This window comes from Conyzicola sp. (assembly GCF_046714715.1).
Taxonomy (GTDB): Bacteria; Actinomycetota; Actinomycetes; order Actinomycetales; family Microbacteriaceae; genus Conyzicola.
This window is the reverse complement of sequence record NZ_JBKKAD010000047.1, coordinates 1-24,009: the sequence shown is the minus strand read 5'-3', so window position 1 is coordinate 24,009 and position 24,009 is coordinate 1. Positions and strand designations below refer to the sequence as shown.

The following is a 24,009-nucleotide window of genomic DNA, read 5'->3' as shown; positions in this document are numbered from 1 at the left end:
CACCTTGTCAGACCACGCCCGCGTCATCGGCCACCTCATTCGCCGCACCATCACACTCGACGTTCCGCGCGAGCGGGTGTGGGCGGCGCTCACCGAGCCGGAGCTGCTCATCCAGTGGTTCGGTGAAGGCTTCGAGGTCAGCGCGTTCGAGGTCGGCGGCACCGGTCGCATCATTTACGAGGACTTCGGCGACTTCCCGATCGAGATCACCGAGATCGTGCCGCTCGAGACCCTGGCGTTCCGCTGGTCGGGAATCCCGGCCGACGAGCTCGACGAGTACTCGACCCACGTGGCGTTCACCCTCACCGGCGACGACTCGTCGAGCGAACTGACCGTCGTCGAGTCGGGCTTCGAGAAGCTGCCGGGCGGCACCCGCTACCGTCGCGACCGTCTCGAACAGAACCGCGAAGGCTGGGACGTCGAGCTCGACGAGCTGGCGATCCTGCTCGAAGGCTAGCTAGGCCTGATACAGCTCGAGCGGCAGGCCGTCGGGGTCGAAGAAGAACGCCATCCGCTTGCCCGTGTACGGGTCGACCCGCAGCTCTTCGTGACGGATGCCCTCGGCGTCGAGTTCGCCCAGCGTGGCCTCGACGTCGTCGACCTCGAAGGCCAGGTGCCGCAGACCGGTCGCCTCCGGCCAGGTCGGGCGCACCGCGGGGGTCGGGAACGAGAACAGCTCGACGATGTACTGGCCGTCGAGAGCGAGGTTGCCCATCCACGACTCGCGCTCCTCGCGGTACACCTCGTCGATGAGCTCGAACCCGAGCACGCGGGTGTAGAAGTCCTTCGACCTCTCGTAGTCGGTGCCGATGATGGCGATGTGGTGCACGCGGCGTAGCTTCATGTCGCCCAGCCTGCCACGGGCACGGCGACCCTCCCAGTGTCGACCTTTATCATTGGTGGGTGAGTGAGCCCGATCCGACCCCCCAGCCTGCCCGGAAGGGTCAGCCCGCACCCAAGGGACTGGCCGGTCTGATCCGCAAGCACCCCACCGCGTGGCTCACCGCCGCACTCGCCGTCGTGTTCCTGATGCTCGGCACCGGCGCCGTGGTCGCGGGAGCCGCCGTCGGCGGCAACGGTTCCGCGGCCCAGGCCGATGTCGCCCCCGACCCCGCCGATAGTGCCGCGCCCACCCCGACCCCCGAAGCCGAAGCGGGACGGTCCGTGCCGGCCACGCTGCCCGGCGCCACCCGGCTGCGAACCTGCTCCGTCGCCGGCCCGGCATCCGACCCCCGCCTCATGGGCTTCAAGGGCTACGTCATGAACGCCACGACCGGCGAGGTGCTGTTCTCCCGCGAGGGTGACGTGCCCAACCGCACCGGAAGCGTGATGAAGGTGCTCACCGCCTCGGCCGCGCTCGCCGCCCTCGGGCCCGAGTACCGCCTCACGACCAAGGTCGTGGCGGGCTCCTCCCCGAGCAGCATCGTGCTCGTCGGCGGGGGCGACCCCACCCTGAGCGCCACCGGGTCGAGCGTCTACGCCGGCGCCCCGAAGATCGCCGACCTCGCCGCGAAGGCCAAAGCGGCCCACGATGCCGCCTACCCCGGCACCCCGATCACCGAGGTCGTGCTCGACGCCAGCTACTGGAACCCCGCCGACAAGTGGGACCCGACCTGGAAGCGCTCCGAGCAGACCATCGGCTATCACTCCGAGGTGACGGCGCTGATGGTCGACGGCGACCGCGCCGATCCCTCCCGCTCCACGAGCCCGCGCACCACCGACCCGGTCGGCCGCGCCGGCGCGGCCTTCGTCGCCGCCCTCGGACTGCCCGGCGTGACCGTCACCACCGGAACGGCGTCGTCGTCTACGGTTCTCGCCGAGGTGCAGTCGCAGCCGGTGAGCAGCCTCATCCCGTTCATGCTGCTCACGAGCGACAACACCCTCGCCGAGATGCTCGCCCGCGTCGTGTCGGTCAAGTCGGGCTTCGGCGGCTCGTCCGCCTCGCTGCAGCAGGCTATTCCCGCGGCGCTCAAGGGGTACGGTGTGCCCGTCGACGCGCTCACGATCAAGGACGGCTCGGGCCTCAGCGAGGCCAGCGAGGTTGCCCCCGAGTATGTGGCCAAGCTCATGGTCAAGATCCTCGCCGGCGGGCAGAACCTCAGCATCGTCTACAACGCCCTGCCGATCGCCGGCGAATCGGGCAGCCTCGCCAGCCGTTTCACCGGCGCCAACGCCGTCGCCCGCGGCAACGTGATCGCGAAGACCGGCTGGATCGACACCGCCTACACCCTCGGCGGCGTCATCAAGGCGGCCGACGGCACCACGCTCACCTTCGCCTTCTACGCGATCGGCGACGGCATCGCCGACAATGCCAAGGCGGCCATCGACACCCTCGCGACAAGCGTCTACAGTTGCGGCGACAACCTCGCGAACATCTAGTCCTCCCTCCGCGCGACGAAAGGTACTGGTCATGAGCACGGCGCTCTTCATCATCGATGTGCAGAACGATTTCACCGAGGGCGGTGCCCTGGGGGTCGACGGGGGAGCCGCCGTCGCCGCCGGCATCTCGACACTGCTGGCGCAGCATCCGAATGCCTATTCCCACGTCTTCGCCTCCCGCGACTGGCATGACGCCGCGAGCGACAACGGCGGCCACATCTCCGAGAACCCCGACTACGTCGACACCTGGCCGCCGCACTGCATCGCCGGTACACCCGGCGCCGAGTACCACCCGGCCCTCGACCTGTCGGCCGTCGACGTGCACGTGCGCAAGGGGCAGGGCAGGCCGGCCTACTCGATCTTCGAGGGAACGACCGACGACGGCGAGAGCGTCGCTGCGGTACTCGACGCGTTCGGAATCACCGACATCGACGTCGCCGGCATCGCCACCGACCACTGCGTGCGGGCCAGCGCGCTCGACGCCGTCGAGGCCGGACGCCACGTGCGCGTGCTCGCCGACCTGATCGCCGGGGTCGCCGCGGATTCCAGCGCGGCCGCTCTCGTCGAGCTCGAAGCGGCCGGCGCCGAGATCGTGGAGGCCGCACAGTGACCATCTCCGAGTCCGACCTGCTCGCCAAAGTGCCCGACCGCCTGTTCATCGGGGGAAAGTGGGTGCCGTCGACGTCGGGCCGCAGCATCGAGGTGCACGACCCGTCGACGGGCCTCGTGATCAAGACGATCGCCGACGCCTCGCCCGAAGACGGAATCAGGGCCGTGGATGCCGCGGCCGCCGTTCAACAGAGCTGGGCCGCCACGGCGCCCCGCGTGCGCGGCGAGATCCTGCGCGGCGCGTTCGACCTGCTGCAGGAACGCGCCGACGAGTTCGCCCTGCTGATGACCCTCGAGATGGGCAAGCCGCTCGCCGAGGCGCGCGGCGAAGTGACCTACGGCGGCGAGTTCCTGCGCTGGTTCGGTGAGGAGGCGGTGCGCATCTCCGGACGCTACGGCGTGAACCCCGAGGGCACCGGCCGCATGATCGTCACGCACCTGCCGGTCGGCCCGTCGTTCCTCATCACCCCGTGGAACTTCCCGCTCGCGATGGCGACGCGCAAGATCGCGCCCGCCCTCGCCGCCGGCTGCACGGCGATCGTGAAGCCGGCCGAGCTCACGCCGCTCACCACGCTCTATTTCGCCCGCCTGCTCGAAGAGGCGGGTCTGCCCGCGGGGGTGCTCAACGTGATCACGACGTCGACGTCGGGCGACGTGTCCGCGCCGATCATCGCCGACAAGCGCCTGCGCAAACTGAGCTTCACCGGCTCGACCCCGGTCGGACGCAAGCTGCTCACCCAGGCCTCCGAAAACGTGCTGCGCACATCCATGGAGCTCGGCGGCAACGCCCCGTTCCTGGTCTTCGACGACGCCGACCTCGACGGGGCCGTCGACGGCGCGATGCTCGCGAAGTTCCGCAACATCGGGCAGGCCTGCACCGCCGCGAACCGCTTCATCGTGCACGAGTCGGTCGCCGACGAGTTCACGGCGCGCATCACGGCGCGGGTCAACGAGCTCACCATCGGTCGCGGCACCGACGACGGCGTGGCCATCGGTCCGCTCATCAACGACGGCGCGGTCGACAAGGCCGACGCCCTCGTGCGCGACGCGATCGACCGCGGCGCGACGCTCGTCACCGGCGGCTCCCGCATCGACGGCCCCGGCAGCTTCTACCAGCCGACGGTGCTCAGCGGAATCGTCGCGGGAAGCGACATCCTGCGCGAAGAGATCTTCGGACCGGTCGTGACGATCGTGCCGTTCACAGACGAGGCGGATGCCGTGGCTCTCGCCAACGACACGGAGTACGGTCTGGTGAGCTATGTATTCACCCGCGACCTGGCGCGAGGGCAGCGGCTGGTCGAGACCCTCCAGACCGGCATGATGGGACTCAACGTCGGCGTCGTGTCGAACGCCGCCGCGCCGTTCGGAGGCGTGAAGCAGTCGGGCATCGGGCGCGAGGGCGGCTCCGAGGGCATCCACGAGTATCTCGAGACGAAATACGTGCTGACCCCCGACCCGTTTCTGGCTGGTTGAGTAGCTCGCGCAGCGAGCGTATCGAAACCATGACTACAGAATCCTTCGGATCCCTCGACGACCTCCCCGAGTCGGCCGACGTCGCCAGCCGCACCCCGCGCATCATCATCACCGTCGTCGCCCTGCTGGTGGCCGCGATACTCGCCGTCGTCGTGGTGGTCTTCGCCGTGGGCACGCTCGCCCACCTGATCACCGTCGGCGGCGAGGCCGACGCCGTCGCCCTCCCGACCGTCGCACAGAACATCGGAATCGATCTGCCCGACGACACCGAGGTGCTCGCCACCACGCGGGCCGACGGGTACTTCTCGGCGGTGCTGCTGCTGCCGCCCGACGAGCTCCCCGACTTCCCCCTCGCCGGTTACGCGACCGTCGACAGCCCGAGCGCCGAGCTGGCCCGGGCGATCGAGGGTGAAGCCGTCGTCGAGTACCTGGCCGCGGCGAGCTCCGAGCTCGAGGCGAGCGCCGCGATCGTCGACCGCGGCGGCGACGCCGTGCTGTTCGTCGACGTTCGGGCGGTGCGCTAGCGTGCCGGTCGTCGAGATCGACGACATCGCGGACCCCCGGCTCACCGATTTCGCGTACCGCACCGACGTCGCCCTCAAGAACGGCAGCGGCACCGAGCACGGCCTGTACATCGCCGAGTCGGCCCTCGTGCTCGAGCGTGCCCTGCGCGCCGGACACCGTCCGCGCTCGGTGCTGGCCCTGGGCGGAACGGTCGACGAGGCCGTCGCGCTCGTCGGCGACGACGTGCCGGTCTACTCGGGGCCGGGCGAGCTGCTCGCCGAACTCACCGGCTACATCCTGCACCGCGGACTGATCGCCTCGATGCACCGCCCGCCGCTGCCGACTCCGCAGTCGCTGCTCGCTGACGCCCGCCGCATCGTGATTCTCGAGAACGTGGTCGACCCCACGAATGTGGGCGCCATCTTCCGGTCGGTCGCGGCGATCGGGGCGGATGCGGTGCTCGTCACCCCGCGGTGCTCCGACCCGTTCTACCGCCGCGCGATCCGCGTCTCGATGGGGACGGTGCTGCAGGTGCCGTGGACGCGCACCGGCGACTGGGCCTCCACCCGCGAACTGCTCACGGCGAACGGGTTCCACGTCGCGGCGCTGGCGCTCACCGACGACGCCGTGTCGCTGCGTGGGTTCGCCACCGATGCGCCCGAGCGGGTCGCGCTCGTGCTCGGCACCGAGGGCGAGGGGCTCACGCCCGAGGCGATCGCCGCCGCCGACACCGTCGTGCAGATCCCGATGGCGCACGGCATAGACAGCCTGAACGTGGCGGCGACAGCCGCCGTGGCGATGTACGCCCTAGCCCGCTGAGCCGGTCGAGTAGCGCCGTCTACGGCGCGTATCGAAACCGCGCGCGGGATTTCGAGCCAGAATGCGCCGCGACGGAGCACAGGAGGCCGAATGACAGCCCTTTACGGGGGAACGTGCTGCCTGCCGCTCAACGACGGTCCTCGCTACCGGCCATGAGATGTGTCGGTACGCATTCGCTACGCTGACCCGCGACCCTAGCCGGGTGCGCCAGGCGGTCCCGGCGAGTTGTCCTGCCTCCGAAGCGACCATTGCTATTCCACTCAAACCGAGGAACAGTTGGCTTCATGACCGCGCTCGAACCCCGCATCAAGTCGCGTGATCGCACGTTCGACAGGGCGCGCATCGTTTCTAGCAACTACGCGCTCTTAGCTGTTATCGGCATTTTCGTCTTGCCGCTGGGCATCATCTTGGCGTGCAACAGCTACGCCGCCCCTGGTCCGGACGATTATGTCCGCATGGCTTTTGGCGCCGTCGCGGCAAGCGTGATCGCGATGCTCACTTCCGCGGTTCTAGCTGTTCGAGAGCTTCTGGCTACCTCGGGGGAGAAGCTGTGGTTGACCTTTGTCGCGCTAGTTGTGTTCGGTGTCGGAATGAGTTCGATAATCTCGGCCGGCGGGCGATTGTTGGAGCGGCTTTCCTGATTGCGAGGGCGGCACGTTCACGCGCCGCGGTGGCCCTGTGAGCTCTACGAGAAGCGAGTCCCATGAGTAGGTCGGTCTGGTCGAGCGGACGCATCGCCTTTTTGGCCGTCGCCATAGTGGTTGCGCTGACAGGATGCGCCGACAACCGTCCGACAGTCGGTCCCGAGTCGGCGGCGGACGTCCGACCGGCGGCTCGTGCGAGCGTTGTCGGAGCCACGACATTGCCGCCTACCGCCGGGCTGTCACCGGTGCAGTCCCGCGTACACGATGCTTGCGGGGTCGACGGTGTGGGCTTACAGCCGGCGGACTACTCGCGAAACTACCGCTGCGGAGTCGGCTCGGTCGCCCTGTACTCGATAGAAGGAGCAACGTTGGCGGAGGCAGCAGCATGGCTGGACGCTGCGCTGACGTCGAACGGGTGCAACTCCACGGAGCGAGTCTCCTCGAGTCCTGCGCTGCTGGACAACGGAAACGGCGTCACACCCGCGATCCAGGTGATCGAAGCATTCTACGAATGCACGCCCGGTGGTGTCATCGTCCATTTCGGCGTCGCCGACGACCCCGGTATCGAGGCGATACTCCCGTACTTTCCGTATGTGCCCTCCGGCGCCGATGTCGAGATCGAGCCAGCGATAGCGGTAGAACAGTTGGTTGCGGTTATCGCGAGCGGCAAAAGGTATGTGGCAGTGCTCGAAGTGAGCGAGGACTACTTCGAAACGGACGTATGCGACGGGGTCTACCGCTGTGTCTAGCAAAAGCGTTCGGCGAAGGTCGTATCCGGTTTGACTGGAGCCGGACTCTCGCGGCGGCAACTCTGCCGCAACAGTGATCAGCGCGCCGTCGATACGTTTGCCCGGACGCGACTTGGCGAATTCCATCGCGGTGGCGAGGTCGGGATCGAGGCGGTGACCATGGACGGTCGCCCGACGTCTACTTGATGCGCATACCGCTTTCGTGGCTGTGATATTCGAGCGAGCCGTAGCCAGAAAGCAAGCCGGTGGCTACCAGTAGGGCCACAGCGCCGGCGCCGCGTGTCAGTCCACGCGTGGTCCCATTCGCAGCAACTTATCGAAACGGGGTGCTCGCCGTGCCGTATCAGCTGTAGTCCGCGGTGACTGTGCGAGTCATACCGTCGAGACGGATCGTGCCACCGTGGGGAACGATCCACTGCGGTCGGGTGTGGCCGAATGGGACTCCGACGCATACAACCGCATCGGGGTTATAGCGATTGACCTGTTCGATAACGGTCTCGCGCTGGGCGACCCGCAGCCGCGCGCGCTCCTCTGCCCCCGGCGCGGGGGAGCCGAGGGCGCTCACAGGCGGCCGGGCAACGACCACGCCGGCGACAACATCGAGGAGCCCGCGCTCGCCCAGGGCGCGTACCCAGCGTTTGACCTCGTCTGCCGAGGGCAGTCTCCTCACTGGTCTCGAGGAGGAGAATCCCGCCCGCGAGGTCGTCTGAGTGCGGCATCCGGTCGGCTAGTGCGAGCTGGTCGATGACTTCGATGCAGCCGCCCCAGGTTCGTCCTTCGACCGCTGCTCTTGGACCGGCCCACGTCCACGGTTCGGTCGGTTCCCGGACACCGAAGTCGGTCAGCGCACGAGGGTCCGTCCACGGGATGCCGAAGTCCTCTGACTGGCCCGGCTCGGTCAACTCGACCCAGCCGCCGTCCAAGAGCGCGGCGCGCAGTGAGAGCAGGTGCACATCGTCGAGGTGTGGTCCCGGACCGAGGTGGACCTGTGTCGAACCACCGTAGAAGCTCGGCACTCCGAGGCTCCAGAGCAGATTGTGGAGGTTCGTATTGTCGCTGTAGCCGAGGAACGGCTTCGGGTTCGCGGCCAGCACTTCAATATCGATGTGCGGGATCACGGTGACTTGATCGTCGCCACCGATCGTCGCGAGAACGGCACGGATGGTCGGGTCAGCGAAAGCGGCGGTGACATCTCCAGCACGCGCCTCGGCACTCGCTCCGAGCAGACGCGTGGTCGGGTATTCGACCGGCACGAGTCCGGTCGCTTCCGTCAAGCGGCGCATCGCCCGCTCGTGCACGGCTTCCGACACCGCCGGCGCCGCAAAGGCGGGCGACAGAATCGCCACACGATCGCCTGATACAGCCTTCGGGACTCGCGTGAACGCGTGTGAGGTCATCGCACGATTAGACCAGAGTGTGGGCCCGCCTGGTTCGCCAGGGATGGAGTGTCGCTACCGGACGCTCCGGCTCTCGAAACCCTCTACCAGCTCGATGGCCGACATTCGCGTTTCCTGCTCGAGTCGAGCCTTGAGGCTCTGACGCCTGTCCCAGTCCAGGTGCGGCACGTCGTCCCAGTCGTCTGCGAGGCCTACGAACCCCCAGATGCCGGGATCATCTTGCTGCCACCTATTCAAGAAGGCGATCTGGTGCGCGCCCTGAGAGGCCGCCACGTTGTTATTCACTATGTCCCGCGCGATCGCATAGGCGACGAACAAGGCTGCTCTGCCCTCGTCGGGCCTTTCGAGACCCGACGCACTCAGTAACTGGTCGAGCAGCCGGTCTACAACGTCGGCGGAATGGTCATAGGTTGCGGCCAAATCGACCAGACCGGGCTCGCCCCTGCCGCCAGCCAGCTGGTTAGAAGCCCACCTGATGACTTCCGTCGGCGACACAAGATCGAGGACCCTTCGAGCGCGGATGATCTCGTCGTCAGTCAATGCCACGCGCTCAAGCCCCTCGTTTCAAATTCCGATTCGGCGACGGCTCCATCGACATCGTCATACCGAGCGGTATGTTGTTGCCACGATCGTAGCCGGAAGCCACGGCGGAAGCCTTTGTTCTGCCGAGCACCGGATCGGGCAGCAGCCCTGGCTTGCGAGTCACGGCCCCACCGTTGCCACACACCTGGCTGACACCCCCGCCAATCGGAGTGCAATTCAGAGTGTGATCGGAGACGAGAACTTTCAAGGACGAAGCAACACGCGCAAGGAGAGGTGATCACCTATCGCGGAATGATCGGTGAGTCGCAATAGTGGGCCAAGGTCAGAGCCGGAGAAATCATCAATGGCGGAATCAACAAGAATCCGTACACACGGTAGGAAGGAACGAATGCCATTCATATTCAGTGAGGCTGAAATCAGGCGAGCGGCGGGATTGCTTCTGCAGGAGCTCGAAGCCACTGCAGGAGAGTCCGTCGGCGACATAGCCAGCGATCTCGCCAAAGGCATGTGGACTCCGGAGGGAACTGACGACCCAGCCGCTTGGGACTCGTGGAACACGATACTTGCGCAGACCCGCGGGCTGAGGTTGATCGCATCCGACTCGGCCGCCGATTCCAAGGTCTTTGAAGACGACGGAGGGCAATCTTCCCGCTGGCTCGTGGGCAACGGTCACGACGCGCGATTGCTAGAGGGGAGAGACCCCTTTGGCGGTGAACAAGCAGGCGGTTTGAGTGAAGCCGTAGGGATGGACATTCTGCGGGATTTTCTCGATGATGCGATGCGAGCTCGGCCCACTGCTCGCGTCTCAGATCTCGTTGAGGATTTGCTAGATGCCAATACGGAGAATCATCGATGGTCCGCGTCCGTCGCTCGCATCCTCTTTTCTGAAGGCGTCTAGGAAGTCTCTCGATACGTGAGACCTGACACTCCGCACAACAATGCCGAGGAGGGGCGGCGCCCGGGCGTTTGCTACTGAAGTTGTCTTGTACTTGACATAATACCGAATATCGGCGCGAGGTCGCGATATATCTATGACGGCACGCTGGCTAGGTCGTTGACAACGCGGAGCCAGCAAGGTGGGGCACTCAAGCCCGCGACCGTCATCCTTCCCTGTGGACAAGCCCAAAGCAGGTGCCGCTAAACGAGTGTCGTCTTCCGGGAACTCCCGCGCCGTACCAGAGAATCCTTCAGGTGCTGCCGATCCTTTGGGATTTGGGCGCCCGAAATCCTTCAGAACGAGCAGCCTTCTGGGCTGCTTGCGCCTGTGCCTTCGCGCGCGACGGCACAGAGCAAGTTCGACCGTGAGATCCTCGCCGGCACCGGATACCGCGCGCGGGGATTTCGATACGGCCGTGGACGGCCTACTCAATCGACAGACGGCTACACCAGTAGCTGGTGCTTCGCGAGCTCCTTGTAGAGCGGGGTCGAGACCACTAGCTCGGAGTGCGTTCCCACGCCGACGACGCGCCCGTGGTCGAGCACGACGATCTGGTCGGAGTCGACCACGGTCGACAGGCGGTGCGCGATCACGATGAGCGTGCGGTTCTCGGCGACCGCGTCGATCGCCTCGCGCAGCATCTGCTCGTTCAGCCCGTCGAGGCTCGAGGTCGACTCGTCGAGCAGCAGGATCGGGGGTGCGGCGAGCAGCGTGCGCGCGATGGCCAGCCGTTGACGCTCTCCGCCGGAGAGCATCACGCCGTCTTCGCCGACGGCGGCATCCAGCCCCAGCTCGTTGCGCTCGAGCACCTCCATCAGGTTGACCGACCGAAGCACCTCCACGCACTCGGCGTCGGTCGCGTCGGGGGCGCCCAGCAGCAGGTTCTCGCGGATGGTTCCGGCGAGCACCGGTGCGTCCTGTTCGACGTAGCCGATCTGCGACCGCAGGCTCTCGCGGTCGAGGGCGCGTACGTCGATACCGCCGAGACGCACGACGCCGGCCGTCGGGTCGTAGAACCGCTCGATCAGCGCGAGGATCGTGCTCTTACCTGCTCCCGACGGACCGACGAGCGCCGTGCGCTTGCCGCGCTCGGCGGCGAACGAGACGCCCCGCAGCACGGTGAGATCCTGCGGCTCGGGGGGCAGGGCGACCGGCGAGGTCGACACCACCTCCGCGACGGCCTTCGCCACCTCGTCCTTCTTCGCGCCCTCCGGGTAGCTGAACTCGACGGCGTCGAAGGTGATCGCCGCATCGGTCGTGATGTCGGCTGCCGCGGCATCCGCGAGCGTCGGGTCGTTCTGGCTCTCGGTGGGCAGGTCGATGATCTCCTGGATGCGGCCGAGGGCGCCGAGCGCCTGGTTGACCGAGGTGAGGGCGCCGAACGCCGAGCCGAGCGGCCCGATCATCATGAAGAGGAACAGGATGAAGGCGACGAGGCTGGCGATCTCGATCGCGCCGCTCGCGACCCGGAATCCGCCGACACCGAGCACGACGAGCAGCGATACCTGCAGCGCGATGCCGGCGACGGGCACCACCAGCGCGGAGATCTTCGCGACCTGGATGCCCATCTCCCAGGCGCCGTGGGCGTCCTTCTCGATCTTCACGATCTCGCGTTCGGTCGCGTTCGAGGCGCGCACGGTGCGGATGGCGCTGATCGCGCGCTCGACCGCCGCGGCGAGGTCGCCGACCTTCTCCTGCTGCTTGCGGCTGACGACGCGGATGCGTCCGGAGAGCAGCACGACGGTGACGACCGAGACGCCGATGACGGCGACGGTGAGTCCGAGCAGCACGGGGTCGATCACGAGCATCGCGATGAGCGCGCCGACGAACAGCACGGCGCCGCCGATCGCGTCGACGAGACCCTGGGTGATGACCGCGTAGAGCAGGGTGGTGTCGGAGCCGACGCGGGAGACGAGGTCGCCGGTGCGCCGGGTGTCGAATTCGCTGATCGGCAGGCGCAGGATGCGCTGCAGCAGCTGCCGACGGGCGCTGAGCACGACCGAGGTGCCGGTGCGCTGCAGCAGGTAGTGCTGGAAGCCGTTGAGCAGCGCGGACAGCACAACGAGGATCACGAGCACCCAGACGAGGTTGCCGAGCGAGTCGCCCGCCTGCACCTTCTTCACGACCTCTTGCACGAGCAGGGGCTGGGCGAGCGAGGCGCCGGCGGCGAGCAGGCTGAGCACCACGACGACGACGAGCACCTTCTTGTGCTCGAAAAGGTAGGGGAGCAGCTGGCTGAACTTGGCCCGGGGGCCGTCGTCTTTCGCGCCGCGGCCGCCGCGGCCGCCGCGGGCTGAACGCGCAGGGCGTGATGACGTGGTGGAACTCATAAGTGCTTCTTTCGGATCGGCGCTACGAGCGCCCGTACTTTTTGTGGACTGCCTGGCGCGAGACGCCGAGCGCGAGGGCGATGAGCTGCCACGGCGCACCGGCGTTGCGGGCACGACGTGCGGCTATCGCTTCGACCCGGTCGAGCTCGGTGCGGAGCTTGGCGATCGCGCGGAGTGCCTCGATCGGGTCATCCGAGTCCGCGCCGGCGGCGAGGGTGTGGATGGTGACGTGGTCCATGGTTGTCAACCGTAGTTGACGATCGGATCAGCGTCAACTCACGTTGACACATCAGCGACCGAACCGGGTCGTGACGCCCGGCGAGTAGAGCGCCGAGTCGGGCGCTCGAGCGGCGAGATCGGCGAAACCGGCCCGTGCCAGCAGCCGGTCGTCGAGCGACACGAGCTGCGCCTCGAACAGCGGCCAGGGCTCGTGGTGGTTGCGCAGCCGCACCGTGCGGCCGCGCACACGGGTGAACAGGGCCCAGCGGGCGGTCAGGAAGTCGGCGACCGGGTCGTCGTGCACCGCGACCGACGTGGCGCGCGCCACGATGTGGGAGGTCGCGTCGGAGGTGCCGTGCCGGTCGCCGCGGTAGTCGAACAGTTCGCCGTCGCGCTCGAGCGTCGTGCGCGACCACATGTAGGGCAGCGCGAAGATCGTCCGCGCGGCCAGCACCGCGGCGAGGCGCGACGCCTCGAGCGACACGAAGACCACGCCGCGTCGGCCCCGCTCGTCGACCGCGTAGAGCCGCACGTTGATCTCGACGAAGTCGCCGAAGTAGGGCACCGGCGGGCTGCCGAACACCGTGGCCCGGTCGAGCACGAACGGGATCAGCCCCACCCACGACGACCCGTCGATCACGTCGGGCCGCAGTCCGGCGGGCAGAAGCGGCGCTATGCGCGCTGCCTCCACCCGCCAGTGCAGGAAGACCAGGTGCGACCAGCGCTGGCTGGCGACCGAGCGGCCGTCGAGGTCGGGCGCGCTCGAGGTGATCGCGTCGAGAGCCATGCCGCCCACGATAGCCGGTGTCAGACGCGCGCGGCCGGCTCGGCGTCGCCGGTGGCGGTACCGGCGACGCCGCCATCGGCCTCGGCGCGTTCGGCGTCGCCCACGAGGGCGGGAGCCGCGTCATCCGGCTCATCGTCTTCCATGCCCTCCATCACGGGAACCGTGCTCGCGAGCGGCACCTCCCTGATGAAGAACAGCATCACCACAGTGATCACCATGAGCGGCACGAGGAAGAGGTAGATCGGGGCGAGTGCGTTCGCGTAGGCGTCGCTGATCAGGTCGTGCAGCTCGGCGGGCAGGGCGTTGATCGCGGCCGGGGTGAGCGAGTTCGCCTCGGCGTTCTCGCCCGTGCCGAACGTGTCGGCGAGCTGCTGGGTGAGGCGGCTGGCGAAGACGCTGCCGACGACGGCCGAACCGACGGTGGCGCCGATCTCGCGGAAGAACGCGTTCGCGGCGGTCGCCGTGCCGAGCACCTTGTGCGGCACCGAGTTCTGCACGATGAGCACGAGCACCTGGATGGTGAGTCCGAGGCCGGCACCGAGAACGAACAGGTAGACGCCGGTGAGGAACGGGCTGGTGGTGGCCGTCAGGGTGGAGAACAGCACGAGCGCGATGCCGATGAGGGCCGAACCGACGATCGGCATCCACTTGTAGCGGCCGGTCTTCGACATCAGCAGGCCGCTGCCGATCGCCGTGATGAGCAGGCCGACCAGCATGGGCAGCAACAGCAGGCCCGACTCGGTGGCGTTGATGCCGTTCGCGATCTGCAGGAAGGTGGGCATGTAGCCGATCGCGCCGAACATGGCGACGCCGGTCATCAGGCCCGCGATGGTGGTGATGGTGAAGTTGCGGTCCTTGAACAGCGACAGGGGGATGATCGGCTCGACAGCCTTGGTCTCGGCCCAGACGAACAGTGCGGCGGAGACGACCGTAAGAGCGATCAGGCCGATGATGAGCAGCGAGTCCCAGTCGTACTCGGTGCCGCCCCACGAGGTGACGAGCACGAGGCTCGTCGTGGCGGTCGCGATGAGGGCCGTGCCGAGGAAGTCGATCTTCGGCTTCGCGCGGTTGGCGCGCTTCGGCAGGCGGATGAAGATCGCCGCCGTGACGATCGCGGCGATGCCGAGCGGGATGTTGATCCAGAACGCCCAGCGCCAGGTGAGCGAGTCGGTGAACAGGCCGCCGAGCAGCGGGCCGACGACGGCCGAGAAGGCGAAGACGGCGCCGATGAAGCCGCCGTACTTTCCGCGGTCGCGCGGGGGCACGACGTCGGCGATGATGGCCTGGCTGAGGATCATCAGCCCGCCGCCGCCGAGGCCCTGGATGGCGCGGCCCGCGATGAGCACCTCCATGTTCGTGGCGAAGCCGCCCACGATCGACCCGGCGATGAAGATGCCGAGCGCCACGAGAAACAGGGTCTTGCGGCCGATGAGGTCGCCGAGCTTGCCGTAGATCGGCATCACGACGGTAGCGCCGAGGATGTACGCGGTGGCGACCCAGAGCATGTGCTGCACGCCGTCGAGCTCGCCGACGATCGTGGGCAGGGCCGTGCCGAGGATGGTCTGGTCGAGCGACGAGAGCAGCATCGCGACCATGAGCGCGATGAAGATGGGGATGATGCGGGGCTTGGTGTCGCCCGCGCCCGGCGCGGTCGCCGGGGTTGTCGCAGTGGTGGTCATTCCGTCTTTCCGGGGTTGGTGAGGATGTCGGTGATCGAGTCGATCGCGCGGTCGAAGAAGGAGACGAGCTCTTGAGCGGATGCCGGCTGCCGACTCCATCTCAGGAAGGCGAGCCGCGCGGCGGCGGTGAGGGTCACGGTGATCGCGAGGGCGCGGTCGTCGCGGTCGAGCCCGGCCGGAACGCCGGCGCCGGCGAGGTAGCCGTCGATGTGCCGCGTGATCGAGCCTTCGATGAGCGCGATCTTCTCCATCTCGCGAGCGAGCAGGGCGGGGTTCTGGGCGAACACGTCGCGGCGTCTCTTGTCGGCGGCCACGATGGAGTCGTCGAGCTGGGCGATGCCCGCGCGCACGACGGCGGCGCCGAACTCGAACGCCGAGCCGGCGACGATCGTCGACGTGTCGATGTCGTCGGCGACATCGTGCTCGCGCGCGATGCCGAGAACGGCGTCGGCCTTGTCGGCGAAGTGGTTGAAGAACGTGCGGGGGGTCACGTCCGCGCGTTCGGCGATGGCCTCGATGGTGACGCTGTCGAAGCCGAGCTCGAGTACGAGGTCGAGCGCCGAGGTCTCGATGGTGAAGCGCGTCTGCAGCTTCTTGCGCTCGCGCATGCCTGGCTCGGTGGGGTGCATGCAGCCATCATTGCACATTGATTACACAGTGTGAAACGTTTCCTGCTGTGAAGTCAATGGGGATCTGTCCCTGAGTCCCAGTGGGCCCCGGTCTCCCCTCGAACGGGGGATGTTTTACATGATCGAAACAAGTTGTATACGAATAAGGCACCGAGCGACTGATTGTATTCAATCTACGTATCCGTGCCGTGCCGACCGAAAGAGTCGTATGTCCTCATCGCAGCCGCGCCCCACCGCGCGAAAGACCGGTTTCACCGCCAAGAAGGCGTGGGTCCCGCTCGTCGCCCTCGGCCTGGCCTTCACCGTTACCGCCTGCCAACAGGTGCAGACGGTCGACGACTCTCCGCAGGGCGACGACGTCACCTCCGCACCGATCGGTGACCAGACGATCGTCGAGGGCGGCGACCTGGTGATGGCCCTCTCGGCCGAACCCGACCGCCTCGACCCGACGACCTCCTCGTCGCTCTACACCCGCTACGTGATGCAGACCATGTGCGAGAAGCTCTACGACATCGACGCCTCCGGCGAGATCATCCCGATGCTCGCCACCGAGCTCCCCGAGGTATCGGCCGACGGCCTCACTGTGACGATCCCGGTGAAGCAGGACGTGGTCTTCGCCGACGGCACCGACCTCGACGCCGCCGCGGTCGCCCAGACCATCGAACGCGGCCTCACCCTCGAGGGCAGCTCCCGCAAGAGCGAGCTCGGTCCGATCACCGCCGTCACCGCGGTGGACGACGAGACGGTGGAGATCACCTACTCCGAGCCTTTCGCCCCGATCACCGCGGCGCTCGCCGACCGCGCGGGCATGATCCTCTCCCCGGCGGCGCTCGCCGAGAAGGGTGACGCGTTCGGCGACAGCCCTGTCTGCGTCGGCGCCTTCAAGTTCGTGGAGCGCGTTCCGCAGACCTCGATCACCGTCGAGCGCGACCCGCTCTACTACGACGCCGAGAACGTGCACCTCGACTCGATCACCTACCGCATCATCACCGACAGCAACATCCGGTCGGCGAACCTCAAGTCGGGCGACGTGCAGGTGGCCGACACCATCTCCACCCAGGACGTCGGTTCGCTCAGCGAGACCGACGGCATCGGCGTGCTGCAGGTCGGCTCGCTCGGATACCAGGGGCTCACACTCAACCTCGGCAACGTGAACGGCGTCGGCACTCCCGCCGAGCCGCTCGACACGCCCCTCGCCAGCAACGCGAGCATCCGCGAAGCGCTGTCGATGTCGGTGGACCGCGAGGCACTGGTCTCCTCGGTGTTCAGCAACTGGTATTCGCCGGCCTGCTCGCCGATCTCGCCCGACAGCCCGTTCAGTTCCGCAGCGAGCGAGGCCTGCCCCGAGTACGACCCCGCCGCCGCGAAGACGATGCTCGAGGACGCCGGCGTGACCGTGCCGTTCCCGATCACCATGCAGGTAAGCAACAACCCCGACACCCTGCGTTTCGCGCAGGCGCTGCAGGCCGCTGTCGCCGAGGGCGGCTTCGAGCTGACGATCGCGCCGGTCGAGTACTCGACCCTCCTCGACGTGCAGACGCGCGGCGACTTCGAGGCGTTGCAGCTCGGCTGGTCGGGCCGGGTCGACCCGCACGGCAACATGTACAACTTCCTGTCCACGGGCGGCGGCAACAACTACTCGGGCTATAACAACGCCGAGGTCGACGAGCTCATGACCGAGGCGGCGTCTGTCAACGACACCGACGAGCGCGCCGACCTCTACGGACAGGCCATCGAGATCGTGCAGGAGGACAACCCGGTGATCTACCTCTACCGCGTGCGCAGCCTGACCGCGTACTCGACCGACATCGCCGGAGTGGAGACCTTCGCCGACGGCGTCGTCCACCTTTCGCACGCGGCCTTCGTCGAAGCGGAGTAATCAGAACGATGACTCGGTACCTCCTCACCCGCCTGTGGCAATCCGCCATCACGTTGATCCTGGCGTCGCTCGTCGTGTTCATCGGCGTGCGGCAGCTCCCCGGAGATCCCGCGCTGGCCATGGCGGGTGAGGAGGCATCGCCCGAGCGGCTGGCAGAGATACGCACCCAGCTCGGACTCGACGACTCGCTCGTCACCCAGTACGTGAACTTCATCGGCAACATGCTGCGTGGCGACTTCGGCCAGTCGACCAGAACGGGCACCCCGGTGACCGAGCTGATCGCCACCACCCTGCCGGTGACGCTGTGGCTCTCCGCCTACGCCCTCGTCGTCGCCATCGTGATCGGCATCGTGCTGGGTGTGGTCGCCGAACGATTCCGGGGCAAATGGCCGGAATGGCTGGCCAACGCATTCGCGCTCATCGGCCTCTCGGTGCCCAACTTCTGGCTCGGCATCCTGGCCATCCTCTACCTCTCCGTCGCTCTCGGGTGGTTTCCCGCCTCGGGCTACGTGCCGATGGAGGAGGATCCGGTCGCGGCCGTCTACCATCTGACTCTGCCGGCGTTCATTCTCGGAACCGGACTCGCTGCCGTCATCATGCGGCAGACACGGGCCTCGATGATCGAGACCATGAAGATGGACTACGTGCGCACCGCTCGGGCGAAGGGCCTCGGGCGGGCGCGGGTGCTCACCCACTACGGGCTGCGCAACTCGCTCATCGTGGTTGTCACCATCGTCGGGCTCCAGCTCGGCGGCCTCATCTCGGGCGCGGTGGTGACCGAGCGCATCTTCGCGCTGCCCGGTTTCGGCAAACTCACCCTGGACGCGGTGTTCACCCGCGACTATCCCGTCATCCAGGCGGTGGTGTTGATCATTACCGTCGGCTACATCCTCATCAACCTCGCCGTCGACATCCTGTACTCCGTCATCAACCCGAAAATCCGGGTTGGAGGAAGCAACTGATGACCACTCTGCTCACCCCACCCTCCCTGTCCGCCGGCACCGGTCTCGGGTCCGCCCGAGGGCGGGTCTGGAAGTCCCTGCTGCACAACCCGTTGGGTATCACCGGCGGCGTGTTGTTGTTGGTCGTGGTGCTGGTCGGACTGCTCGCCCCGGTGATCGCACCGCACGGGCCGTCGGAGGTCAACTTCGACGCGCCCTTCCAGGCGCCCGGCACCGTCGGCTACATCCTCGGCACCGACGATCTCGGCCGTGACATCTTCTCCCGCCTGGTCTTCGGCATTCAGGTCTCCTTGCAGGTCGGAGTGCTGTCGGTGCTGCTCGCGGTGGTGATCGGAACCCCCCTCGGGCTGCTCGCGGGCTACTGGAAGTGGCTCGACGGAATCATCTCCCGACTCACCGACGTGACCCTGGCGTTCCCGTTCCTGATCATCGCTGTGGGACTCGCTGCCATCAGCGGCCCGAGCCTCACGAACGCGGCCATTGCGCTGGGCGTCGCCCAGATCCCCACCATGATCAGGGTGGTGCGTGGCGAGACCCTGCGCATCAAAGAGAGCGACTTCGTGTTGAGCGCATCCACGATGAGCGCCAGCGGGCTGCGCATCATCTTCCGCCACGTGCTGCCGAACTCCGTCTCCGCGATCATCGTGCAGGCCACGGTGATCATGCCGGTGGCGGTGATCGGTGAAGCGCTGTTGTCGTTCCTCGGGCTCGGCATCCAACCGCCGACAGCGAGCCTCGGCATCATGCTCTCCGACGCGCAGCAGTACGTGACGCGCGCCCCCACGGCCGCGATCTTCCCCGGCATCGCGATCGCCGCGATCTGCCTGGGGTTCAACCTCTTCGGTGATGCCCTGCGCGACGCGCTCGACCCGACCAACACGAGCCGAAAGTAACCACCGTGCCCTTCAGCCCACCCCCACGCCACCTCACCCGACCCGACCTCGCGGGCACCTTCGGAATGACCGCAACCACGCACTGGATCGCTACCGCGACCGGGCAGGCCGTACTCGAACGGGGTGGTAACGCCTTCGACGCGGCGACCGCGGCGGCATTCGTCTTGCACGTCGTCGAACCCCACCTGAACGGTCCGGGCGGCGACATGACCGGCGTGTTCGTGACGGCCGATGCCCCTTCCGAACCGATCGTGCTCATGGGCCAAGGCCCGGCGCCGTCGGCCGCGACCCCCGAACACTTCGCCGCCGAGGGCCTCGATCTCATTCCCGGCGCGGGCGCGTTGGCGGCCGCCGTTCCCGGTGCCGTCGACGCGTGGCTGCTGCTTCTGCGCGACCACGGCACGTGGGAACTCGAGTCGGTGTTGACCTTCGCCATCGACTACGCGAGATCGGGGCATCCGCTTCTCGAGCGTGTCAGCCTCACGATCGGGTCGGTGGCCGACCTCTTCACCGTCCACTGGCCCACGTCGCGAGAGCGATGGATGCCGAACGGGCGCGTACCCGCCGCGGGGGAAGTGGTCACGAACGAGGCGCACGCGACGACCCTCGACAGGCTCGTCGAGGCCGGTGACGCGCTGCCCGCCGAATCGAGCCGTGAGCAGCGAATCGATGCCGCCCGCGCAGCGTGGTCCAGCGGGTTCGTGGCCGAAGCGGTCGACGCGTTCGTGCGCGAACCGCACCGGCACTCCTCGGGCACGGATCACGCCGGCGTGATTACCGCGCACGACATGGCCGCGTTCAGCGCCGGGTTCGAGCCGGCGCTCACCTCGCAATTCCGCGGATACACGATCGCCAAGACCGGCCCGTGGGGACAGGGTCCGGTGCTGCTGCAGATGCTGGCGATCCTGGACGGCTTCGACGACGAACGACTCGACCCGTCGACCGCGCTCGGCGCTCACACGATCCTCGAGGCCGAGAAGCTGGCGATGGCTGACCGGGAGGCCTACTACGGTGATGGCGTCGTTCCGATCGACGCGCTGTTGTCGGCCGACTACTCCGCCGAGCGCCGAGCGCTCATCGGCGACACGGCATCGCTCGAAGTGCGTCCGGGTCGGGTGCCGGGGTTCGAACCTGTGATGCCGCACTTGCGGGAGGAGTCGGCCGAGGCCGCCGCCGCGGGCGTCGGCGAGCCCACCGTCTCATCGGTCGGCGAAACCCGCGGCGACACCTGCCACATCGACGTCGTGGACCGGTGGGGCAACATGGTCTCGGCGACCCCGTCCGGAGGATGGTTGCAGTCGTCTCCCACTATCCCGTCCCTCGGATTCTGCCTCGGTTCCCGTCTGCAGATGAGTTGGCTCGAATCGGGATTGGCGTCGTCGCTCGTCGCGGGCAAACGCCCTCGCACGACCCTCACCCCGACGCTCGTTCTGCGTGACGGTGTCGCCGTGTCCGCGCTGGGGTCGCCGGGCGGCGACCAACAAGACCAGTGGCAGCTGCTCTACCTGCTGCGCACCCTCGTCGGCGGGTACACCCCCCAGCAGGCGATCGATGCGCCGGCGTTCCACACCACCTCGTTCGCCGGTTCGTTCTGGCCGCGAACATGGACTCCGGGCGGCGCCGTCGTCGAAGACCGCCTCGGCGACGAGCTCATCGCAGAGCTGGAAGCCCGAGGCCACCGCGTCACCCGCGCGGGTGGCTGGGCGCTCGGGCGCCTGTCCTCCGTGTCACACGACCCGAAGACCGGCGTACTTTCCGCCGCCGCCAACTCACGAGGAGCACAGGGCTATGCAGCAGGACGTTGACACCACCATCCGGCCGTTGCTCTCGGTCGTCGACCTCGAAGTGACGTTCGGAGAAGCCGACAATCCCGTGCTGCACGGGGTGAGTTTCGACCTCCAGCCGGGCGAACGCGTGGCCATCGTCGGTCAGTCCGGAAGCGGCAAGTCGACCATCATCGGCGCCATCCTGCGTCTTCTGCCGGGCGCCGGCCGCATCTCGGGCGGCTCGATCCGGCTCGGAGGCGACGACCTCGCGACGGCGAGCGAGAAACGGATGCGCGCGGTGCGGGGAAGCCGGATCGGTCTCGTTCCGCAAGACCCGGCGTCCAATCTCAATCCAGCCATGAAGGTCGGTGCGCAGATCGCCGATGCGCTCGTCGTGCACGGGATGCAGGGTCGTGCCGAGATCCACCAGCGCGTCGTCGAGCTGATGACCGAGGCCGGAATCCCCGACGCCGCCCGCCGGGCGACGCAGTTTCCCCACGAGTTCTCGGGCGGAATGCGCCAGCGCGTGCTCATCGCTATCGCCCTGGCCCGCGAACCCGAGCTGCTGATCGCCGACGAGCCGACCTCCGCTCTCGACGTCACCGTGCAGCGTCAGATCCTCAACCACCTGCAGACACTCGTGGAGTCACGGGGCACCTCGTTGCTCTTCATCACCCACGACCTCGGCGTCGCGGCCGACCGAACCGACCGCATCATCGTGATGCTCGACGGAAGGATCGTCGAGGTCGGCACCCCGGCCGAGATCCTCCTCAACCCCCAGCACGAGTACACACGGCGGCTCGTCGCCGCCGCGCCCACCGCCACCACCGTCGCGTCGCGCGCGACGGCTGCCGAACTGGGAGTGGCGCACAAGATTCTCGCTGAACCGATTCTGATCGTCGACAACCTCGTGAAAGAGTTCAAGCTGCGAGGCCAGCACGGCAGCATCTTGCGCGCTGTGAACGATGTCTCGTTCTCCGTTCCGCGAGGAACCACGACCGCCATCGTCGGCGAGTCGGGTTCGGGCAAGACCACCGTGGCCCGCATCGTGCTCGGGCTGGAGAAGGCGACAAGCGGAGACGCGCGCATCGACGGTCAGACCATCACCGCGAGCAGGGGCGCAGAGCGCGCCGCGCTGCGGCGCAGAGTGCAGCCCGTGTTCCAGGACCCGTACGGGTCGCTCGACCCGACATACAGTATCGAGCGTCTGATCGACGAGCCGCTGCGCATTTTCGCGGTCGGCGACCGCGCCAGTCGTCGCGCGCGCGTGGGCGAGCTGCTCGACCAGGTCGCGCTCCCTCGGGCCATCGCGCAGCGCCGCCCGAACGAGCTCTCCGGCGGACAGCGACAGCGCGTCGCTATCGCGCGCGCCCTCGCCCTCGACCCCGAACTGCTCATCTGCGATGAAGCCGTGTCGGCGCTCGACGTGCTCGTGCAAGACCAGATTCTCGAACTGCTCGACTCGTTGCAGAAGCGCCTCGGCATCAGCTACCTCTTCATCACTCACGACCTCGCCGTGGTGCGTCAGATTGCCAATAGTGTGATCGTTATGAAACAGGGTTCGGTCGTCGAGAACGGCAGCGTCGACGACGTCTTCGCCAATCCGACGGCGCAGTACACACGCGACCTCCTCGACGCCATTCCCGGAGGTGCCTTTGCCCGCTGAGTTGGACCGCGTGGCGAAGCTCAGCGTGCAAGACGCGATACGCCGAGACATCATCGTGGGCGCCCTGCAGCCGGGTACCCGCATCACCGAAGCCTCTCTCGCGGCAACCCACGGCGTCTCCCGCGTTCCGGTGCGGGAGGCACTGCGCGCGCTCGAGGCCGAGGGGTTCGTCGAATCCCGCGCGAACGTCGGCTCCCGGGTCGCCGCGATCCCCGTCGACGACGCCGACGACCTGTTCGCCGTGCGAGAGGCGCTGGAGGTGGCCACGGCCCGCCGTGCGGCGGCCCGTGCGGCGAGCCTGTTCCGGAAAGCGGCCCCGCCGCCCGAGGAATGGTGGCGCATCCGCAGCATCCTCGCCGGTCTGCTCGACGACGGCGATGCGGCGGTCGAGAGCGGTGACCTTGACCGCCTTCCCGACCTGAACAGCAAGTTCCACCTGGGCATTGCCGATCTCAGCGGGAGTGTGACGCTCGGAGTCTTGCTGCGGCAGCTCTCGGGGAAGATCGAGTGGCTCTATGCCTCGGACGAACACTCGCGTGGCAAGAAGCTGTGGCCGGAGCACCGCCCGATCCTCGCCGCGATCGATGCGGGCGACGCGGATCGCGCGGGCGAGCTGATGGGCTGGCACGTTCGGCAGTCGCGCATCGGCTATCTCAGCCGGTCGGCGTCGCAGTCGCCCTCGTCGGAGCCTGCCGTGAACGAGGCCATCGCCAACGCGCTCCGCTGAGCCTCACCGCTCTCGCCGTAGTGCACCTGTGGCGGGTGCCCGCGTACCGGCACCCGCCACAACTGCACTACCGGCGCGCGAGGCCGCGACCGGGTCGTGCGCCCTACCCGCGGATATCGCGCAGCAGCACGGCGGTCGCGCGCGCCTCGACCCAGTCGTACATGCCGAGGTCCGCCATCAGCTGCAGGTAGTCAGCCTCGAACCGCCATGCCGTCGACGGTTGCGCCAATGCCTTGGCGTACAGCGGCTGTGCTTCGAGTAGCTTGCCGTCGTACTGCAGCGCACGAGCACGCGCCGCAAGCTCGAGCTTGTCAGGCGGCAACGGCTGCCGGGCTGACGCCGCAGTCGGGACGAGCCCCAGATCGGCCGCCAGCTGGCCGACGGCATCGTCCATGGACTCGGTCAGTCGGTTCGGATC

23 protein-coding genes and 1 pseudogene are annotated in these 24,009 nt (G+C 67.5%); 15 read left to right on the top strand and 9 right to left on the bottom strand.

From position 1 onward, the window contains the following. Nucleotides 1-4: 4 nt before the first annotated feature. Nucleotides 5-457, top strand: coding sequence for an SRPBCC domain-containing protein (locus tag ACLQ6X_RS03820; protein WP_411698844.1), 453 nt, complete (start codon nt 5-7; stop codon nt 455-457). Here ACLQ6X_RS03820 and ACLQ6X_RS03815 read toward each other — a convergent pair whose 3' ends face one another. Then, a complete protein-coding gene (locus tag ACLQ6X_RS03815) occupies nt 458-844 on the bottom strand; it encodes a VOC family protein (RefSeq protein ID WP_411698843.1) in 387 nt (128 codons plus the stop codon). Nucleotides 845-903: 59 nt separating this feature from the next. Between ACLQ6X_RS03815 and dacB the strand changes: the two genes are divergently transcribed. The 7 genes from dacB to ACLQ6X_RS03780 all read left to right on the top strand — a co-directional run bounded on the left by dacB (nt 904) and on the right by ACLQ6X_RS03780 (nt 7,177). Further along, nucleotides 904-2,379 carry a D-alanyl-D-alanine carboxypeptidase/D-alanyl-D-alanine-endopeptidase gene (dacB, locus tag ACLQ6X_RS03810; protein WP_411698842.1) on the top strand — a complete coding sequence of 492 codons (1,476 nt, stop codon included), beginning with the start codon at nt 904-906 and terminating at the stop codon, nt 2,377-2,379. 31 nt (nt 2,380-2,410) lie between these two features. Continuing rightward, complete coding sequence (locus tag ACLQ6X_RS03805) at nt 2,411-2,989, top strand: isochorismatase family protein (protein WP_411698841.1); 579 nt, start codon at nt 2,411-2,413, stop codon at nt 2,987-2,989. Continuing rightward, entirely contained in the window at nt 2,986-4,461 is a 1,476-nt protein-coding gene (locus ACLQ6X_RS03800) for an NAD-dependent succinate-semialdehyde dehydrogenase (RefSeq protein ID WP_411698840.1), read from the top strand. Before ACLQ6X_RS03805 ends, ACLQ6X_RS03800 begins: the two co-directional genes overlap by 4 nt. 29 nt (nt 4,462-4,490) lie before the next feature. Then, nucleotides 4,491-4,985 carry a hypothetical protein gene (locus tag ACLQ6X_RS03795; RefSeq protein ID WP_411698839.1) on the top strand — a complete coding sequence of 165 codons (495 nt, stop codon included), beginning with the start codon at nt 4,491-4,493 and terminating at the stop codon, nt 4,983-4,985. Between the two features lies 1 nt (nt 4,986). Further along, complete coding sequence (locus tag ACLQ6X_RS03790) at nt 4,987-5,784, top strand: TrmH family RNA methyltransferase (RefSeq protein ID WP_411698838.1); 798 nt, start codon at nt 4,987-4,989, stop codon at nt 5,782-5,784. 284 nt (nt 5,785-6,068) lie between these two features. Continuing rightward, nucleotides 6,069-6,425, top strand: a complete 357-nt coding sequence (locus ACLQ6X_RS03785; RefSeq protein WP_411698837.1) for a hypothetical protein — start codon at nt 6,069-6,071, stop codon at nt 6,423-6,425. Between the two features lie 62 nt (nt 6,426-6,487). After that, nucleotides 6,488-7,177: a hypothetical protein gene (locus ACLQ6X_RS03780; protein ID WP_411698836.1), complete on the top strand. Its 690-nt coding sequence runs from the start codon at nt 6,488-6,490 to the stop codon at nt 7,175-7,177. A 343-nt stretch (nt 7,178-7,520) separates the two neighbouring features. Here the strand turns inward: ACLQ6X_RS03780 and ACLQ6X_RS03775 are convergent. Together ACLQ6X_RS03775 and ACLQ6X_RS03770 are read right to left on the bottom strand one after the other, a co-directional pair. Beyond that, a pseudogene (locus ACLQ6X_RS03775) lies at nt 7,521-8,574 on the bottom strand (S66 peptidase family protein). A 54-nt stretch (nt 8,575-8,628) separates the two neighbouring features. Further along, a complete protein-coding gene (locus tag ACLQ6X_RS03770) occupies nt 8,629-9,120 on the bottom strand; it encodes a hypothetical protein (protein ID WP_411698835.1) in 492 nt (163 codons plus the stop codon). Nucleotides 9,121-9,505: 385 nt separating this feature from the next. Here ACLQ6X_RS03770 and ACLQ6X_RS03765 point away from each other — a divergent pair, with 385 nt between their 5' ends. After that, complete coding sequence (locus ACLQ6X_RS03765; protein ID WP_411698834.1) at nt 9,506-10,015, top strand: hypothetical protein; 510 nt, start codon at nt 9,506-9,508, stop codon at nt 10,013-10,015. Nucleotides 10,016-10,497: 482 nt separating this feature from the next. On the opposite strand, the gene ACLQ6X_RS03760 is transcribed toward ACLQ6X_RS03765, so the two are convergent. Genes ACLQ6X_RS03760 through ACLQ6X_RS03740 form a run of 5 tightly spaced genes read right to left on the bottom strand, consistent with a single transcriptional unit; the run spans nt 10,498 to nt 15,698 of the window. Next, a complete protein-coding gene (locus ACLQ6X_RS03760) occupies nt 10,498-12,384 on the bottom strand; it encodes an ABC transporter ATP-binding protein (RefSeq protein ID WP_411698833.1) in 1,887 nt (628 codons plus the stop codon). A 22-nt stretch (nt 12,385-12,406) separates the two neighbouring features. Further along, nucleotides 12,407-12,622 carry a hypothetical protein gene (locus tag ACLQ6X_RS03755; RefSeq protein ID WP_188510338.1) on the bottom strand — a complete coding sequence of 72 codons (216 nt, stop codon included), beginning with the start codon at nt 12,620-12,622 and terminating at the stop codon, nt 12,407-12,409. 51 nt (nt 12,623-12,673) lie between these two features. Beyond that, nucleotides 12,674-13,390, bottom strand: a complete 717-nt coding sequence (locus ACLQ6X_RS03750) for a YqjF family protein (protein ID WP_411698832.1) — start codon at nt 13,388-13,390, stop codon at nt 12,674-12,676. Nucleotides 13,391-13,410: 20 nt separating this feature from the next. Then, a complete protein-coding gene (locus ACLQ6X_RS03745) occupies nt 13,411-15,069 on the bottom strand; it encodes an MDR family MFS transporter (protein WP_411698831.1) in 1,659 nt (552 codons plus the stop codon). Continuing rightward, nucleotides 15,066-15,698 (bottom strand): TetR family transcriptional regulator, encoded by a 633-nt coding sequence (locus ACLQ6X_RS03740; protein ID WP_411698830.1) that lies wholly within the window; start codon nt 15,696-15,698, stop codon nt 15,066-15,068. The genes ACLQ6X_RS03745 and ACLQ6X_RS03740 overlap by 4 nt, the downstream gene beginning before the upstream one ends. A gap of 208 nt (nt 15,699-15,906) precedes the next feature. Here ACLQ6X_RS03740 and ACLQ6X_RS03735 point away from each other — a divergent pair, with 208 nt between their 5' ends. The 6 genes from ACLQ6X_RS03735 (at nt 15,907) to ACLQ6X_RS03710 (ending at nt 23,591) form a co-directional block, all read left to right on the top strand. After that, on the top strand, nt 15,907-17,577 hold the full coding sequence (locus ACLQ6X_RS03735; protein ID WP_411698829.1) for an ABC transporter substrate-binding protein: 1,671 nt from the start codon (nt 15,907-15,909) through the stop codon (nt 17,575-17,577). An 8-nt stretch (nt 17,578-17,585) separates the two neighbouring features. Continuing rightward, on the top strand, nt 17,586-18,539 hold the full coding sequence (locus tag ACLQ6X_RS03730) for an ABC transporter permease (RefSeq protein WP_411698828.1): 954 nt from the start codon (nt 17,586-17,588) through the stop codon (nt 18,537-18,539). After that, nucleotides 18,539-19,432 (top strand): ABC transporter permease, encoded by an 894-nt coding sequence (locus ACLQ6X_RS03725; RefSeq protein ID WP_411698827.1) that lies wholly within the window; start codon nt 18,539-18,541, stop codon nt 19,430-19,432. Before ACLQ6X_RS03730 ends, ACLQ6X_RS03725 begins: the two co-directional genes overlap by 1 nt. A gap of 65 nt (nt 19,433-19,497) precedes the next feature. Beyond that, nucleotides 19,498-21,237 carry a gamma-glutamyltransferase family protein gene (locus ACLQ6X_RS03720; protein WP_411698859.1) on the top strand — a complete coding sequence of 580 codons (1,740 nt, stop codon included), beginning with the start codon at nt 19,498-19,500 and terminating at the stop codon, nt 21,235-21,237. After that, nucleotides 21,221-22,864 carry a dipeptide ABC transporter ATP-binding protein gene (locus ACLQ6X_RS03715; RefSeq protein ID WP_411698826.1) on the top strand — a complete coding sequence of 548 codons (1,644 nt, stop codon included), beginning with the start codon at nt 21,221-21,223 and terminating at the stop codon, nt 22,862-22,864. Before ACLQ6X_RS03720 ends, ACLQ6X_RS03715 begins: the two co-directional genes overlap by 17 nt. A gap of 10 nt (nt 22,865-22,874) precedes the next feature. Further along, nucleotides 22,875-23,591 (top strand): GntR family transcriptional regulator, encoded by a 717-nt coding sequence (locus tag ACLQ6X_RS03710; protein WP_411698825.1) that lies wholly within the window; start codon nt 22,875-22,877, stop codon nt 23,589-23,591. A 103-nt stretch (nt 23,592-23,694) separates the two neighbouring features. On the opposite strand, the gene ACLQ6X_RS03705 is transcribed toward ACLQ6X_RS03710, so the two are convergent. After that, nucleotides 23,695-24,009: hypothetical protein (locus ACLQ6X_RS03705; RefSeq protein WP_411698824.1), on the bottom strand; the 315-nt coding region annotated here is incomplete at its 5' end.